Here is a 16095-nt window from a genome sequence, read left to right as displayed (position 1 = left end):
AGAGGGCACTTCGTGCCCTCTCGGCGTGGGTGGGCTCAGACCTCGGCGTCCTCGTCCTTGCGGCGCAGACCGGACTCGTCGATCGGGAAGCGCTCGGAGCGCTGCCGCTCGATCGCGGCACCCACCAGCCCGGCGAAGAGCGGGTGCGGACGGGTCGGACGCGAGCGCAGCTCGGGGTGCGCCTGCGTGGCGACGTAGTAGGGGTGCACGTCGGCCGGCAGCTCGACGAACTCGACCAGGCCGAGCTCGGGGTTGGTCCCGGAGAACACCAGGCCGGCCTTGGCCAGGGTGTCGCGGTAGACGTCGTTGAACTCGTAGCGGTGGCGGTGCCGCTCCTCGACCACCCCGGAGCCGTACGCCGCCCGCACCACGCTGCCCTCGAGCAGCTCGGCCTGCTGCAGGCCCAGCCGCATCGTGCCGCCGAGGTCACCGGCGCCCTCGACGAACTTCTTCTGCTCCTCGATGGTCGAGATGACGGGCTCGACGGTGTCGGGGTCGAACTCGGTCGACCCGGCCTTCGTCAGCCCGGCGACGTTGCGGGCGTACTCGATCACCATGCACTGCAGTCCCAGGCACAGGCCGAGCGTGGGGATCTTGTGGGTGCGCGCGTAGTGGAGCGCGCCCAGCTTGCCCTCGATGCCGCGCACGCCGAAGCCGCCGGGCACCAGGACCGCGTCGACGTCGCCGAGCTGCTTGGCCGCCCCTGCCTCGGTGTCGCACAGGTCGGAGGCCACCCAGCGGATGTTGACCTTCGCCTCGTGGGCGAAGCCGCCGGCGCGCAGTGCCTCGCTCACCGAGAGGTAGGCGTCGGGCAGGTCGATGTACTTGCCGACCAGTGCGACCGTCACCTCCTCCGACGGGTGGTGCACCCGGCGCAGCAGGTCGTCCCACGTCGTCCAGTCGACGTCGCGAAACGGCAGGTCGAGGCGGCGTACGACGTAGGCGTCGAGGCCCTCGCGGTGCAGCACCTTGGGGATGTCGTAGATCGAGGGGGCGTCGGCGGCGGTGACGACGGCCTCGTCGTCGACGTCGCACATCAGCGCGATCTTGCGCTTGATGCCGTCGGGCAGCTCACGGTCGGCGCGGCACACGATGGCGTCCGGCTGGATGCCGATCGAGCGCAGCGCGGCCACCGAGTGCTGGGTGGGCTTGGTCTTCAGCTCGCCCGACGGGCCGATGTAGGGCACGAGGGAGACGTGGATGAAGAAGCAGTTGTCGCGCCCGATCTCGTGACGCGTCTGCCGGGCCGCCTCGAGGAAGGGCAGCGACTCGATGTCGCCGACGGTGCCACCGATCTCGGTGATCACCACGTCGATGTCGGGGCCGCCCATCGCGAGGATGCGGTCCTTGATCTCGTTGGTGATGTGCGGGATGACCTGCACCGTGTCGCCGAGGTAGTCGCCGCGGCGCTCCTTGGCGATGACGGTGGAGTAGACCTGACCGGTCGTCACGTTGGCGATCTGGTTGAGGTCGGTGTCCAGGAACCGCTCGTAGTGCCCGATGTCGAGGTCGGTCTCCGCGCCGTCGTTGGTCACGAAGACCTCACCGTGCTGGAACGGGTTCATCGTGCCCGGATCCACGTTGAGGTAGGGGTCCAGCTTCTGCATCGTCACGCGCAGGCCGCGCGACTTCAGCAGCTGGCCCAGGCTGGAGGCGGTGAGCCCCTTGCCGAGGGAGGAGGCGACGCCTCCAGTGACGAATACGTGCTTGGTCGGCGTGCGGCTCTTCACGGGCTTCGATCCTACCCGAGGGGTACGGGTCCGTCGGCACCCGACGCTCCGAACGCACCACCCTGGGTCGTCAGCGAGCGCTGGAGGGTCATCACGGCGGCCACCCGACCCGCCGTCGTGTCGATCCCGTCGACGGTCGCGATGCGGGCGGCCGCAGGGTCCGCGCGCAGCCGGCCGAGCTGGCCGTCCTCGCCGTCGGCGGTGACGCCGACCGCCACTACGCCGACGGCCTGGGCCGACAGGCCCTCCACGAGACCGGCCAGCACGGCGTCGGCGCCGTCGTCGGCGGCATCGTCGCCGAGCACCAGCAGCACGAGCGGCGCACGCCGCTCGACGTCGCCGGCCTCGCCCATCAGACCGGCGCCGCTGACGGCGTCGAGCACCGCCCGCGCCTTGCCGGTGACGTCCTGCCCGGCCGGGTCCTTGCTGGCGATCGCGAGCCCCAGCAGCTGGCCGATCCGGTCGTACGTCGATGCGTCGGCCGCGACGTCGTCCTTGGCCTGCTGGGTGAGCAGCTGGCTGCCGAGGGTGTCGACCAGCGACTTCTGGGTCGGGTCGACGAGATCGGCGGTGAGGTCGTAGCGAGCAGCGACGGTGCCGCCGGCGGCGTCGACCTGCTGGCCCAGTGCGGTGACCAGCTGCTCGTCGGCACCGGGCACGGTGACGAGCGCGACCGAGCGGTCGGCCAGGCGACCGGACAGCACCGGGGGCGCCAGCGTGGAGACGAAGGCCTCGGTGTAGTCGGCCTGCGCGCCGCCGTCGGCCTCGGCCGAGGCGTCGTCACGGCTGGACGCGGCGACCGTCGGTCCGACGTCGGACAGCGGCCCCCCGCCCAGCACGATGCCGGCGGCCAGCGCGAGGAAGACGGCGACGATGGTCAGGAGGTGGTGGCGCAGGGTGATCACGGGAGGATTCCTCGGACGTTGTCGATCAGGTCGGACGTGGTGCTGGAGACGGCCGGCGACACCTCGTCGACCCACTGCTGGCCGACCGGGGTCACGCTGACCGCGGCTGCCACCGCGACCAGGCCCGCCAGGAGCGCGCCCAGCAGGTGACGCGGTCGCACCGCGCCGTCGTAGAGGCGTGGCACGGCGGCCGCGTCCACGAGGTCGGGGCCCAGCTTCAGGCGGGTCAGGAAGGTGCTCGCCAGTCCGGCGCGACGGCGGTCGAGGAACTCGTCGAGCGTGGCGTGCATGCCGACGCCCACGATCAGCGACGCCTCGCGCGCGGAGGCGAGCAGCAGAGCGGCGTCCTCGGTGGTGGCCGTGGTCTCGAAGCGGAGGGGGCGGATGCCGAGGCGCTCGAGCTGCTCGGTGGCGCTGCGCTGGGCACCTCGCTCGACCAGCACCACCACGTCGCGGGCCTTGCGGAGCACGGCCGCGCTGGGCAGCTCGTCGCCGGCGGTCACGACCACGACGTCCGGGCGGTGCCCAGCATCGGCGAGCGCGTCGGCGCCGCGGTCGACGCCGACCAGGACCGGCCGCTGCTCCCGGACGAAGGGCCTGATGCCACGCAGCTCCTCCTCCCACCCGTGCGAGCGCACGACCACGACCACGGGACGACCCGCCATCTCGGTCGAGGTCCGCGGGACCCCCTGGCCGTGCAGGAGCAGGTCCTGCTCCCGGCGCAGGAACTCGGTGCTGTTGTGCGTGAAGCTCTCGAGCTGGGCCGTCAGCCCGGAGCGCGCCCGACCCATCTCGGTGCGCACGAGGTCGGCGGTGACCTCACGCGCGGGTGCGACCAGGGTGTCGCCGGCATGGACGACGCCGGCGTCGATGCGCACGGGCGCACCGTCGCGGAGCCGGTCGAAGATCTCCGTGCCGGCGTTGTCGACGACCACCACGCCGGCCTCGACGAGACGCTCGGGGCCGAGGTTGGGGAAGCGGCCCGACACCATCGGCCCGGCGTTGACCACGGCCACCACGCCGGCGTCGATGAGCGCCTGGGCGGTGTCCCGGTCCATGTCGAGGTGGTCGATCACGGCCACGTCCCCGGGGTGGAGGCGACCGAGCAGGCTTGCCGTACGCCGGTGGATGCGGGCGGGACCATGCACACCGGGCAGGCTGGGGGCGGGGCGGGAGCGGACTGCGAACTTCATGACCGCGCCATGGTGTCAGCCGCGACGCGACCCTTCGGGGAGGCACGCCCGCTCGGGCGCGGCGGCGACCAGCAGCTCACGGGCATGGGCCCGGGCACTGTCGGAGTCCTCGACGCCGGCCAGCATCCGGGAGAGCTCGCGCTCGCGCTCGGCCTCGTCGAGCGTGACGAGACCGGACGTGGTCACCGACCCGTCGCTGGACTTGTGGACCACCACGTGGCGGTCGGCGTAGGCAGCGACCTGCGGCAGGTGGGTCACGACGAGGACCTGCGAGGTCCTCGCCAGCGCGGCGAGGCGCCGGCCGACCTCGATGGCGGCCTTGCCCCCGACGCCCGCGTCGACCTCGTCGAAGACGAAGGTCGGCACCGATCCGGTCTCGGCGAGCGACACCTCGAGGGCGAGCATCACCCGGGACAGCTCGCCCCCGGACGCGCCCTTGTGCAGTGGGCGCGGGTCGGCGCCGGTGTTGGCGGCCAGCAGCAGCTCGACCTCGTCCACCCCGGACGACGTGGCGCGCAGCCACCGGCCGTCGACCTGCAGGACCGGGCCGGACGGCGCCTCGGGGACCGCGACCTCGGTCTGGGTGACCGCGACGGTGACCGTCGCGTGCGGCATGGCAAGCGAGGTCAGCTCGTCACTCACCGCGGTGCCGAGCCGGGTGGCCGCCTCGGTGCGCCGCCGGCTGAGGGTGGACGCCAGGGCACCCAGCTCCGCGCGGATGCGGTCGCGCCGTGCCTCGAGCTCGGCGATGCGGCCGTCGGTGTCGTCGAGGTCGAGGAGCCGCTTGGCACCGTCCTCGGCCCAGGCCAGCACCTCGTCGATCGTCTCGCCGTACTTCCGCGTCAGCGCCGTCAAGGCGGCGCGCCGCTCGGAGACGTGGGCCAGGCGGGCGGGGTCGGTCTCCAGGCTCGAGGCGTACGACGCCACGTCGCCGGCGACGTCGACGAGCAGGTGCCCGAGCTCGACGAGGCGGTCGGCGAGCTCTCCGGCGGCAGCGTCGTGCTCCCGCACGCCGTCGAGCGCGTGACGGGCGGTGCTCGTGGTGCCGAGCGCGTCGGGGGCGCCCTCCTCGCTGGAGAGGGCCTCGCGGGCGGTCTCCGCGGCTGCGCGGAGGGTGTCGGCGAACCCGAGCCGGGCCTCCTCGGCCGCGAGCTCGGCGTCCTCGCCGGGGCGGGGGTCGACCGCCTCCACCTCGCCCAGGCCGAACCGCAGCTGGTCGGCCTCGCGGGCGCGTTCGCGGGCGGAGCCGACGACCTCGGCGAGGGTGCGTTCGGTGGCCGCGAGCTCGGCCCAGAGCTGGGCGTAGTCGGCCGCAGTGGCGGCCATCTCCTCGCCGCCGAAGCGGTCCAGCGCGGCGCGCTGGGCGCCGGCTCGCAGGAGCCGGTGCTGGTCGGACTGCCCGTGCACCGCGACTAGGGGCTCGGCGACCTCGCCGAGGGTGGTCACCGGCACGGACGCGCCGCCCACCCATGCGCGCGAGCGCCCCTGGGCGGCGACGTTGCGGGCCAGGACCACGCGGTCGTCCTCGACCTCTCCCCCGGCCTCCTCGACCGCCGCGCGGAACGACTCGAGCCCGCCCGTCGAGACGACTCCCTCGACGCGCGCCTGCTTGGCGCCCGAGCGCACGGCGCCGGAGTCGGCCCGGCCGCCGAGCAGGAGTCCGAGTGCCGTGACCACCATGGTCTTGCCGGCCCCGGTCTCACCGGTGATCACCGTGAGCCCCGGTCCGAGCTCGAGCGTCGAGGAGTCGATGACGCCCAGCGAGCTGATGCGCAGCTCCTCAAGCATCGTTGTCGCCCCCGTCGCGCCGGCGTCGTTCGGCCGCACCGCGCCAACCCTCGACCGGGAGTCCGAACTTGGCCACCAGCCGATCGGTGAAGGGCGCCTGGTGCAGGCGCACCAGGCGCACGGGGCGCTCGCCGCGGCGGACCTCGATGCGGGCGCCGGGGGGCAGGTCGACGGTGCGTCGACCGTCGCACCACAGCACGCCCGATCCCTCGTTGTTGGCCAGCACCTCGACGGCCAGCACCGACGAGGGTCCCACCACCATCGGGCGCGCGAAGAGGGCGTGCGCGCTCAGCGGCACCATGAGCAGCGCCTCCACCTCGGGCCACACCACGGGCCCACCGGCGCTGAAGTTGTACGCCGTCGACCCCGTCGGCGTCGCGCAGACGACGCCGTCGCAGCCCCAGCGCGACAGCGGCCGGTTGTCCACCTCGACGACCACCTCGAGCATCCGCTCCCGGGCGGCCTTCTCCACGCTGGCCTCGTTGAGCGCGAACGTCGAGAACAGCGTCTCCTGCCCCACCTTGACCCTCACGTCGAGCGTGAGCCGGTCCTCGGCGGTGTAGGCGCGGGCGACGATCGCAGCGATCGTGGACTCGACGTCCTCCTGCTCGGCCTCGGCCAGGAAGCCGACGTGGCCCAGGTTCACCCCGAGCAGGGGCGTGCTGGTCGCGTGGGTCAGCTCGGCGGCGCGCAGGATCGAGCCGTCACCGCCGATCACCAGCACCAGCTCGCAGCCCTCACCGGGCACGTGGTCGGGCAGCGTCGTCTCGACCGGGCCGGTGCTGCCGGGGCCCGGGTCCAGGCCGAGGTCGGCGGCCTCGTCGGCCAGGAGGCGTACGGCGATCCCGTGCTCGGTCAGCTGCTGGACACACGCCCGGGCGACCTCACGGACCTCGGCGCGTCCGGTGTGGGCCAGCACCAGCACGCGGCGCACGGGGCTCGGGTCGCTCACGGGTCCACCCTCTCACCCGCCACCCCCAGCGAAGCGGCACGCTCCACCTCGGCGGTGATGTCGTCGGCGCCGATGCCGGCCGGGCCATGGCGCAGCAGGAGGAAGAACTCCACGTTGCCCGACGGTCCGGGCAGCGGGCTGACGGTCACCGCCACCGCACCCCAGCCACGCTCGGCCGCGAGGTCGGCGATGGTCGTGACCGCCTCGGCACGCAGCGCCAGGTCGCGTACGACGCCGCCCTTGCCCACCCGGTCCTTGCCGACCTCGAACTGTGGCTTGACCATCAGCGCCAGCGCGCCGTCGCTGCGCGTGACCGACAGCAGCGGGTCGAGCACGAGCGCCAACGAGATGAACGACAGGTCTCCGACCACGAGGTCGACCGGCTCGCCGATCGTCTCCAGGGTCAGCTCACGGATGTTGGTGCGATCGTGCACGTGCACGCGGTCGTCGCTCTGCAGCGACCACGCCAGCTGGCCGTAGCCGACGTCGACGGCCACGACCTCGCGAGCCCCGGCCCGCAGGAGGACATCGGTGAAGCCGCCGGTCGAGGCGCCGGCGTCGAGGCACCGCTTGCCCTGCACGACGAGGCCGTGGGCGGCGAACGCCTCCAGCGCGCCGGCCAGCTTGTGCCCGCCGCGGGAGACGTAGTCGACGGAGTCCGGGTCGTCGCGGACCACGATCGCGAGGTCGGTCGTCACCCCGGTCGCCGGCTTGGTGGCCACAGCACCGGAGACCGTCACCCTCCCGGCCGCCACGAGCTCGCTCGCGTGCTCACGCGAGCGCGCCAGCCCGCGCCGGACGAGCTCCTGGTCCAGTCGAAGTCGTCGTGGTGGCACGAGGTCAGGGACCCTGCTCGCCGTCGAGGGGGCCCGGCTGGGCGTCGAGGGCACGCCGCAGCTGCTCGTGCGCCCGCTCGTAGACCTCGACGTGATCCCCCACGGGAGCCGATGCGAGGGCCGCGACCTCGGCCAGCACGCGGTCGACGGACTCGACGCCCGTGGGCTCGTGGTCGGGTGCGTGACGGTCCTCGTCCATGGCGCGGAGCCTACTCGGCACCGACGACACGACCCGGCCCGGGCGGCGTGGTGTCGGCGACCTCGGCGGGAGTCCCGGACTCGTCGAGGTGGCGCCAGCACGCGCTCGCCGCCACGCGCCACCAGTCGGCGTCGGTGCCCTCCCCCGTGACCTCGAGGTGCCCGTCGACCACGGATCCCGACCACCCGCCCAGCTCGAGGGCGCCCCCCTTCTCACTCGGCACGGGGTGAGGCTCGAACAGCCCCTCGAGCGTCGGGGAGATGTACGTCGGCCTCTGCTCGGGGGCGGCCCCAGCCAGCTCGGGCAGCCAGGTGACGCCGGTGAGGACCAGCAGGGACGGCGCGTCGATCGCCCGCGCACCTTCGATGTCGGTGTCGAGCCGGTCCCCGACCATGATCGGCCGATCGCCTCCGACGCGCAGCACCGTCTCCTCCATCAGCGGCTTCTCGGGCTTGCCCGCCACCGTGGCCTCCACGCCGGCGAAGCCCGTGATCGTGCGGACCAGCACCCCGTGGCCGGGCGCGAGGCCGTAGGGCGTGGGGATCGTCAGGTCGGTGTTGCTGGCGACGTAGGGCAGGCCGTCACGCACCAGGACGGAGGCGCGCATGATGTCGCGCCACCGCACGTCAGGGCCGTAGCCGCTGGCGAGGGCCACAGCACCTTCGGGGTCCTCGACCGGTTGCAGACCTGCATCGAGCAGTGCGACGCGCAGGCCCTCACCGCCCAGCAGCAGGATCTTCGCCCCATCACCGTGCGCCTCGTGGAGCAGCCGGGCTGCAGCCTGCGCGGAGGTCACCACGTCGGTGGCCTCCGCGTGCACCCCGAGCCCGACGAGCTTCTCCGCGACGCGGTCGGGGGTGCGCGAGGCGTTGTTGGTGACGAACGCGACGTGCGCGCCCGTCGCGCGGATCCGGTCGACCCGGTCTGCGACGCCGTCGACCGCCTCCCCCCCGACGTAGACGACGCCGTCGAGGTCGAACATCACCAGGTCGTGCGCCTCGACGATCGGGGTCGTCGACTCCTCGAGCATGCTCCACCCCTCTCCGATCTGTGACGAGCGTCCCCCTACGATGCTCCGATGGACTTCGCCCACGTCGTGCCGCCGTACGTCGCGAAGCCCCTCCAGCTCCTGCCGTTCCGGGCCATCATGCTGGCTCCGGAGCGGGTAGGGGATCCCGCGTCGGCAAGGGCGCTGGCGCGACCCTACCGCGACGTCGCCGCCCGGCTGACCCAGTGGATCTCGCAGGGCCGCGCCGTCGAGGACGTCGAGCCCGCGATCTACCTCCACGAGTACACCGCGGGCGGCCTGACCGTCCGCGGGCTCGTCGGCGCGCTCGGGATGTCGCACCGCGCCGAGTCCCTCGAGGAGCGCGCCATCTGGCCGCACGAGGCGATCCACCCCGAGCAGGCCGGCGAGCTCGCCGACCGGATGCTGCAGATGGACCTCAACCCGGCACCGATCCTCCTGGTGCACCACGGGCGCGCCGAGCTGCGAGCGATCCTCGGCGAGGTCGCGCGCACCGCACCCGACTGGCGCTACCTCGACCGCACGGGCCAGCGCCAGCGGATCTGGGCGATCCGCGACCCCGACCGCCTCCGGGCCATCGGCGAGCTCCTCGCCTCGTCTCGTTGCCTGCTCGCAGACGGTCATCACCGCTACGCGGCCTACCTCCGCCTGCAGGAGGACCACCCCGGCACCCCGTGGGACTCCGGACTCGCGATGGTCGTGGACCAGGACGACACTCCCCTGTTCCTCGGTGCCATCCACCGCACCCTCCCCGGCACCACCCTCCCCGCCCTGGTGGAGGCATGTCGGGTGGCGGGAGCCGAGGTGGTGACACACTCCCGACGTCGGGCGCTGCGCGCCCTCGACAGCACTCACCTGGTGCTCACCGACGGGCAGACGTGGCACACCGTCAGCCCCGGTGAGCTCGCCGGTGCCGCCGCGGTCTCCTGGCTGCACGATCGCGTGCTGCCGGTCCTGGCCGTCGCACCCGCTCGCACGGTGCACCACCACAACGTCGATGACGCTCTCGGGGCGGCACGTCCTGACGCACCGGCGGTGCTGCTCCCCAGCCCCGACTTCGACCAGGTCCGTGCGCTGGTCGAGTCGGGCGGACTGTTGCCCGAGAAGGCCACGTCGTTCCAGCCCAAGCCGAGCCTCGGTGTGCTCATGCGGCCGGTGACCGGCGGGTGATCCGGGCCGATGTCACCTCGACCTCCACGCGCGAACGCGTCGCGCCACCAGCTTGGTAGAACCGGCACCGCACGGCGCCCGCCACCTCGACCAGGTCGCCGGCGCGCCAGGTGAGGATCCCCCGACGCAGCCGAGGCGCCCACGCCGTGCACGGGACCGAATCCACGCGCTGCCCGCTGTCGACCCCGCGGGGCACCGACAACCTGAACGTCACCAGGGCGTCCCCGCTCGGCAGCTCCACGAGCAGCGGCGTGCCGGTGACCTTCCCGGCCAGTCGTACGTCGTTCGCGACGGCCGGCTCCATGTCCTTCGTCTGTGTCTTCGTCTGTGTCTTCGTCACAGTCCACCTCCTGCCACCACACGCTGCCGGTCCGCACCGACACGACGTGTTCAGCGAAGGCTCGTCCTGTGGAGAAGCACACGGAGCGACGTCCTGTGGACGATTGATGGCCAGGAAATGCAAAAGTGGGGCCACCCGAAGGTGACCCCACTTCCACAATGTTTGTCCGGCGGCGTCCTACTCTCCCACAACCTCTCGGTTGCAGTACCATCGGCGCTGAAAGGCTTAACTTCCGGGTTCGGTATGGGACCGGGTNAATGTTTGTCCGGCGGCGTCCTACTCTCCCACAACCTCTCGGTTGCAGTACCATCGGCGCTGAAAGGCTTAACTTCCGGGTTCGGTATGGGACCGGGTGTTTCCCGTTTCGCTATGGCCGCCGTAACTCTTTCAACCTCCACAAACCACATGGGTTTGTTGGTTGGGAACTGCCTAGTGGACGCGAACAAGCTCAGTGGCTTGTGGTTCGTGTGTGCGCGGTGTGGGTGTCTCATGATCACGTGTGTGTGTTCTTGTACGTGGTTGGGACAAGCCCTCGGCCTATTAGTACCGGTCGGCTGGGCATTACTGCTGTACACCTCCGGCCTATCAACCCCATGTTCTGTGGGGGGCCTTACCCCATTACTGGGTGGGAAACCTCATCTTGAAACGTGCTTCCCGCTTAGATGCATTCAGCGGTTATCACTTCCGAACGTAGCCAACCAGCCGTGCTCTTGGCAGAACAACTGGCACACCAGAGGTTCGTCCATCCCGGTCCTCTCGTACTAGGGACAGCCTTTCTCAAGTTTCCTGCGCGCGCGGCGGATAGGGACCGAACTGTCTCACGACGTTCTAAACCCAGCTCGCGTGCCGCTTTAATGGGCGAACAGCCCAACCCTTGGGACCTACTCCAGCCCCAGGATGCGACGAGCCGACATCGAGGTGCCAAACCATCCCGTCGATATGGACTCTTGGGGAAGATCAGCCTGTTATCCCCGGGGTACCTTTTATCCGTTGAGTGACCACGCTTCCACATGCCGTGGCCAGATCACTAGTTCCGACTTTCGTCCCTGCTCGACATGTCTGTCTCACAGTCAAGCTCCCTTGTGCACTTACACTCGCCACCTGATTGCCAACCAGGCTGAGGGAACCTTTGAGCGCCTCCGTTACATTTTAGGAGGCAACCGCCCCAGTTAAACTACCCATCAGGCACTGTCCCTGATCCGGATAACGGACCTAGGTTAGACATCTAGTACGACCAGAGTGGTATTTCAACGTTGACTCCACAACCACTGGCGTGATCGCTTCACAGTCTCCCACCTATCCTACACAAGCCGTACCAAACACCAATACCAAACTATAGTAAAGGTCCCGGGGTCTTTCCGTCCTGCCGCGCGTAACGAGCATCTTTACTCGTAGTGCAATTTCGCCGAGTCCATGGTTGAGACAGTGGGAAAGTCGTTACTCCATTCGTGCAGGTCGGAACTTACCCGACAAGGAATTTCGCTACCTTAGGATGGTTATAGTTACCACCGCCGTTTACTGGGGCTTAAATTCTCAGCTTCGGCCCAAAGGCCTAACCGGTCCTCTTAACCTTCCAGCACCGGGCAGGAGTCAGTCCGTATACATCGTCTTACAACTTCGCACGGACCTGTGTTTTTAGTAAACAGTCGCTTTCCCCTGGTCTCTGCGGCCATCACCGCTTCCCCCAGCAAGTGGGTTCACGGATCCGGCCCCCCTTCTCCCGAAGTTACGGGGGCATTTTGCCGAGTTCCTTAACCATGGTTGTCTCGATCGCCTTAGTATTCTCTACTTGATCACCTGAGTCGGTTTGGGGTACGGGCGGCTCGTTGCTCGCTAGAGGTTTTTCTCGACAGCATAGGATCACCCACTTCGCCAATAAGGCTCCGCGTCACGTCTCAGACTCCACACTGAAGTGCATGGTGCGGATTTGCCTACACCACGTCCTACACGCTTGCCCACAGACAACCATCGCTGTGGCTGGGCTACCTTCCTGTGTCACCCCATCGCTTGACTACTACCAGCTCGGGTCCCACGCTCCACCCACCAGCCTCGCCCCGAAGGGTCCGGTCCGATGAGCTTCGGGTGGTTAGCATCACCAGGTTCGTCATGGGCGCAACTTCGCCGGTACGGGAATATCAACCCGTTGTCCATCGACTACGCCTGTCGGCCTCGCCTTAGGTCCCGACTTACCCAGGGCAGATTAGCTTGACCCTGGAACCCTTGATCATTCGGCGCACGGGTTTCTCACCCGTGATTCGCTACTCATGCCTGCATTCTCACTCGTGTGGGCTCCACACCTGGATCACTCCGGCGCTTCACTGCCCACACGACGCTCCCCTACCCATCCAGCGCACTGAACACCGATCAAGTCGATGCTGATGTATTCGCTGAATGCCATAGCTTCGGCGGATGACTTGAGCCCCGCTACATTGTCGGCGCGGAATCACTTGACCAGTGAGCTATTACGCACTCTTTCAAGGGTGGCTGCTTCCAAGCCAACCTCCTGGTTGTCAATGCGACTCCACATCCTTTTCCACTTAGTCACCGCTTAGGGGCCTTAGCTGATGGTCTGGGCTGTTTCCCTCTCGACTACGGAGCTTATCCCCCGCAGTCTCACTGCTGCGCTCTCACTTACCGGCATTCGGAGTTTGGCTAACGTCAGTAACCTTGTAGGGCCCATTAGCTATCCAGTGCTCTACCTCCGGCAAGAAACACGCAACGCTGCACCTAAATGCATTTCGGGGAGAACCAGCTATCACGAAGTTTGATTGGCCTTTCACCCCTATCCACAGGTCATCCCCTCAGTTTTCAACCTAAGTGGGTTCGGTCCTCCACGTCGTCTTACCGACGCTTCAACCTGCCCATGGATAGATCACTTCGCTTCGGGTCTTGAGCGCGCTACTGAATCGCCCTATTCGGACTCGCTTTCGCTACGGCTTCCCCACACGGGTTAACCTCGCAACACACCGCAAACTCGCAGGCTCATTCTTCAAAAGGCACGCCGTCACCCCCACCACAAGTGGCACAAGGCTCCGACGGATTGTAGGCACACGGTTTCAGGTACTATTTCACTCCCCGCCAGGGGTACTTTTCACCTTTCCCTCACGGTACTTGTCCGCTATCGGTCATCAAGGAGTATTTAGGCTTAACGGGTGGTCCCGCCAGATTCACACGGAATTTCAGGGGTTCCGTGTTACTTGGGAACACTCTCCAGAGCCAGCGCTTTACGTCTACGGGCCTATCACCCTCTACGGTACGGCTTTCCAACCGACTTCGACTTCCACACTGGTTTCTTACTCTGTACCGAGCCGGCAGACTCAGTCGAAAGGTCCCACGACCCCCCAGATGCAACCCCTGCCGGGTATCACACACCTGAGGTTTAGCCTCATCCGATTTCGCTCGCCACTACTCTCGGAATCACTGTTGTTTTCTCTTCCTGTCGGTACTGAGATGTTTCACTTCCCGACGTTCCCTCCACACACCCTATGTGTTCAGGTGCAGGTAGCACGACATGACTCGTGCTGGGTTTCCCCATTCGGACACCCCCGGATCACAGCTTGGTTGCCAACTCCCCAGGGCTTATCGCAGGCTCCAACGTCCTTCATCGGCTCTTGATGCCAAGGCATCCACCATGTGCCCTTCATAGCTTGTCTCAACAACGTCAAGACAACACACACGAAGAAACACACCAGCCCACCCCCCAATCAAAGAGGCAGGCGGCTCACAACTACGACGCAACCGGCAAGGAAAGAGCCGGCCACGCCAACGCAACTACACCCACCACCCACCCATGGGACAAACCCATCAGGGCAGATGATGAACAAGCTACAAAGATGCTCGCGTCCACTATGCAGATCTCAAACAACAACCCCACCAACACCCCCACACACCCGAAGGCACGAGAAAGCAAAGGGAGGAACAGAAGCCCAACCACCCACCACCACTCCCACCAGGGCGAACCCCAGCCAGAACAGCAGCACGACGGCTGATCCCTCAGGACCCAACAGTGTGCTTGACCCCATCCCCCACCAACGCAGGGCCATGAGTAACCAGACCACCAGCACCCCAACAACAGCTGAGACACCAACAACCTGACCATCGACGATTCCACTAGTGAACACCACCATGCGTGCCAGGACGTACGCCTGACATCGGGGCGTGTGCTCCTTAGAAAGGAGGTGATCCAGCCGCACCTTCCGGTACGGCTACCTTGTTACGACTTCGTCCCAATCGCCAGCCCCACCTTCGACGGCTCCCTCCACAAGGGTTGGGCCACCGGCTTCGGGTGTTGCCGACTTTCGTGACGTGACGGGCGGTGTGTACAAGGCCCGGGAACGTATTCACCGCAGCGTTGCTGATCTGCGATTACTAGCGACTCCGACTTCATGGGGTCGAGTTGCAGACCCCAATCCGAACTGAGACCGGCTTTTTGGGATTCGCTCCCCCTCACGGGATCGCAGCCCTTTGTACCGGCCATTGTAGCATGCGTGAAGCCCTGGACATAAGGGGCATGATGACTTGACGTCATCCCCACCTTCCTCCGAGTTGACCCCGGCAGTCTCCTATGAGTCCCCACCATTACGTGCTGGCAACATAGAACGAGGGTTGCGCTCGTTGCGGGACTTAACCCAACATCTCACGACACGAGCTGACGACAGCCATGCACCACCTGTACACCCCCAAAAGAAGCCCCATCTCTGGAGCGGCAGGGTGTATGTCAAACCCAGGTAAGGTTCTTCGCGTTGCATCGAATTAATCCGCATGCTCCGCCGCTTGTGCGGGCCCCCGTCAATTCCTTTGAGTTTTAGCCTTGCGGCCGTACTCCCCAGGCGGGGCGCTTAATGCGTTAGCTGCGGCACGGAATCCGTGGAATGGACCCCACACCTAGCGCCCAACGTTTACGGTGTGGACTACCAGGGTATCTAATCCTGTTCGCTCCCCACACTTTCGCTCCTCAGCGTCAGGTCATTCCCAGAGAACCGCCTTCGCCACCGGTGTTCCTCCTGATATCTGCGCATTTCACCGCTACACCAGGAATTCCGTTCTCCCCTGAATACCTCTAGTCTGCCCGTATCGAAAGCAAGCGCCGTGTTAAGCACGGCGTTTTCACTCCCGACGCGACAAACCGCCTACGAGCCCTTTACGCCCAATAATTCCGGACAACGCTCGCACCCTACGTATTACCGCGGCTGCTGGCACGTAGTTGGCCGGTGCTTCTTCTGTACCTACCGTCACTTGCGCTTCGTCGGTACTGAAAGAGGTTTACAACCCGAAGGCCGTCATCCCTCACGCGGCGTTGCTGGATCAGGCTTCCGCCCATTGTCCAATATTCCCCACTGCTGCCTCCCGTAGGAGTCTGGGCCGTGTCTCAGTCCCAGTGTGACCGGTCACCCTCTCAGGCCGGCTACCCGTCGAAGCCATGGTGAGCCATTACCTCACCATCAAGCTGATAGGCCGCGAGCACATCCCTGGCCGAAAAACTTTCCACCACCCATCATGCGAAAAGTGGTCATATCCGGTATTAATCACCGTTTCCGGTGGCTATCCCGAAGCCAGGGGCAGATTACTCACGTGTTACTCACCCGTTCGCCGCTCGAGTACCCCCGAAAGGGCCTTTCCGCTCGACTTGCATGTGTTAAGCACGCCGCCAGCGTTCGTCCTGAGCCAGGATCAAACTCTCCATCGAAAACTACGCCCACCCACCAGCCAAAACCAGCAGACAGACACAATCAATAAGAGCCACATCCATGACAAAAAACGAAACTGACATGTTGTCAGAATCATCGTCAAAGAAACCGCGACACCACCACCACCCAAAGGCAGCCATGACGTCAACGGGGCATAACAAACTAATTCGTCGACTAATCAAACACACTGTTGAGTTCTCAAGTATCAGACGCACCCACATCGCGATCCGGCGAGGGCCCGGCGCGCCTACACGTTCCTCAGCCTCTT

Annotated in this window: 11 protein-coding genes and 3 rRNA genes; 1 reads left to right on the top strand and 13 read right to left on the bottom strand. The window is 67.0% G+C overall.

Translation table 11 applies throughout. The annotated features are described in order from the left end of the window. Positions 1–35: 35 nt before the first annotated feature. From ASG76_RS03005 to ASG76_RS02970, 8 genes are read right to left on the bottom strand one after another with little or no spacing between them, the layout of a single operon-like run. The gene (locus ASG76_RS03005; RefSeq protein ID WP_056599940.1) at positions 36–1730 is read right to left on the bottom strand and encodes a CTP synthase; all 1695 of its coding nucleotides are present in this window, start codon (positions 1728–1730) and stop codon (positions 36–38) included. Between the two features lie 11 nt (positions 1731–1741). After that, positions 1742–2635, bottom strand: a complete 894-nt coding sequence (locus tag ASG76_RS03000; RefSeq protein WP_056599937.1) for a copper transporter — start codon at positions 2633–2635, stop codon at positions 1742–1744. Next, entirely contained in the window at positions 2632–3828 is a 1197-nt protein-coding gene (steA, locus tag ASG76_RS02995) for a putative cytokinetic ring protein SteA (RefSeq protein ID WP_157558921.1), read from the bottom strand. Before steA ends, ASG76_RS03000 begins: the two co-directional genes overlap by 4 nt. Positions 3829–3843: 15 nt before the next feature. Then, positions 3844–5616 carry a DNA repair protein RecN gene (gene recN, locus ASG76_RS02990; protein WP_056599931.1) on the bottom strand — a complete coding sequence of 591 codons (1773 nt, stop codon included), beginning with the start codon at positions 5614–5616 and terminating at the stop codon, positions 3844–3846. Further along, the gene (locus tag ASG76_RS02985) at positions 5609–6568 is read right to left on the bottom strand and encodes an NAD kinase (RefSeq protein WP_056599927.1); all 960 of its coding nucleotides are present in this window, start codon (positions 6566–6568) and stop codon (positions 5609–5611) included. The genes recN and ASG76_RS02985 overlap by 8 nt, the downstream gene beginning before the upstream one ends. Next, on the bottom strand, positions 6565–7404 hold the full coding sequence (locus tag ASG76_RS02980) for a TlyA family RNA methyltransferase (RefSeq protein WP_056599924.1): 840 nt from the start codon (positions 7402–7404) through the stop codon (positions 6565–6567). The genes ASG76_RS02985 and ASG76_RS02980 overlap by 4 nt, the downstream gene beginning before the upstream one ends. A 4-nt stretch (positions 7405–7408) precedes the next feature. After that, a complete protein-coding gene (locus tag ASG76_RS02975; RefSeq protein WP_056599921.1) occupies positions 7409–7603 on the bottom strand; it encodes a hypothetical protein in 195 nt (64 codons plus the stop codon). Positions 7604–7613: 10 nt separating this feature from the next. Continuing rightward, positions 7614–8633 (bottom strand): HAD-IIA family hydrolase, encoded by a 1020-nt coding sequence (locus tag ASG76_RS02970; protein ID WP_056599917.1) that lies wholly within the window; start codon positions 8631–8633, stop codon positions 7614–7616. Between the two features lie 48 nt (positions 8634–8681). On the opposite strand from ASG76_RS02970, the gene ASG76_RS02965 reads away from it, so the two are divergent. Next, the gene (locus ASG76_RS02965) at positions 8682–9800 is read left to right on the top strand and encodes a DUF1015 family protein (protein WP_056599915.1); all 1119 of its coding nucleotides are present in this window, start codon (positions 8682–8684) and stop codon (positions 9798–9800) included. Here the strand turns inward: ASG76_RS02965 and ASG76_RS02960 are convergent. The 5 genes from ASG76_RS02960 to ASG76_RS19520 form a co-directional block, all read right to left on the bottom strand. After that, on the bottom strand, positions 9775–10140 hold the full coding sequence (locus tag ASG76_RS02960) for a single-stranded DNA-binding protein (RefSeq protein ID WP_235529389.1): 366 nt from the start codon (positions 10138–10140) through the stop codon (positions 9775–9777). The genes ASG76_RS02965 and ASG76_RS02960 overlap by 26 nt on opposite strands. A 263-nt stretch (positions 10141–10403) precedes the next feature. Further along, positions 10404–10521 (bottom strand): 5S ribosomal RNA (gene rrf / locus ASG76_RS02955). A 139-nt stretch (positions 10522–10660) separates the two neighbouring features. Beyond that, positions 10661–13793 (bottom strand): 23S ribosomal RNA (locus ASG76_RS02950). 518 nt (positions 13794–14311) lie between these two features. Further along, positions 14312–15826 (bottom strand): 16S ribosomal RNA (locus ASG76_RS02945). The 16S, 23S and 5S rRNA genes sit together here, the layout of an rRNA operon. 3 nt (positions 15827–15829) lie before the next feature. Further along, positions 15830–16095 (bottom strand): hypothetical protein (locus ASG76_RS19520; protein WP_235529388.1); only part of this gene is annotated, 266 nt, incomplete at its 5' end.

It is taken from the genome of Nocardioides sp. Soil774 (genome assembly GCF_001428125.1).
GTDB lineage: Bacteria > Actinomycetota > Actinomycetes > Propionibacteriales > Nocardioidaceae > Nocardioides.
Note: the sequence above shows the minus strand (reverse complement) of the source record. Positions and strands in the feature narration are given on the sequence as shown.

Excerpts from the sequence above, each read along its gene's own strand:
- ASG76_RS02970 (WP_056599917.1), bottom strand. The coding sequence starts at position 8,633 with ATGCTCGAGGAGTCGACGACCCCGATCGTCGAGGCGCACGACCTGGTG.
- ASG76_RS02965 (WP_056599915.1), top strand. The coding sequence starts at position 8,682 with ATGGACTTCGCCCACGTCGTGCCGCCGTACGTCGCGAAGCCCCTCCAG.
- ASG76_RS02975 (WP_056599921.1), bottom strand. The coding sequence starts at position 7,603 with ATGGACGAGGACCGTCACGCACCCGACCACGAGCCCACGGGCGTCGAG.
- recN (WP_056599931.1), bottom strand. The coding sequence starts at position 5,616 with ATGCTTGAGGAGCTGCGCATCAGCTCGCTGGGCGTCATCGACTCCTCG.
- steA (WP_157558921.1), bottom strand. The coding sequence starts at position 3,828 with ATGAAGTTCGCAGTCCGCTCCCGCCCCGCCCCCAGCCTGCCCGGTGTG.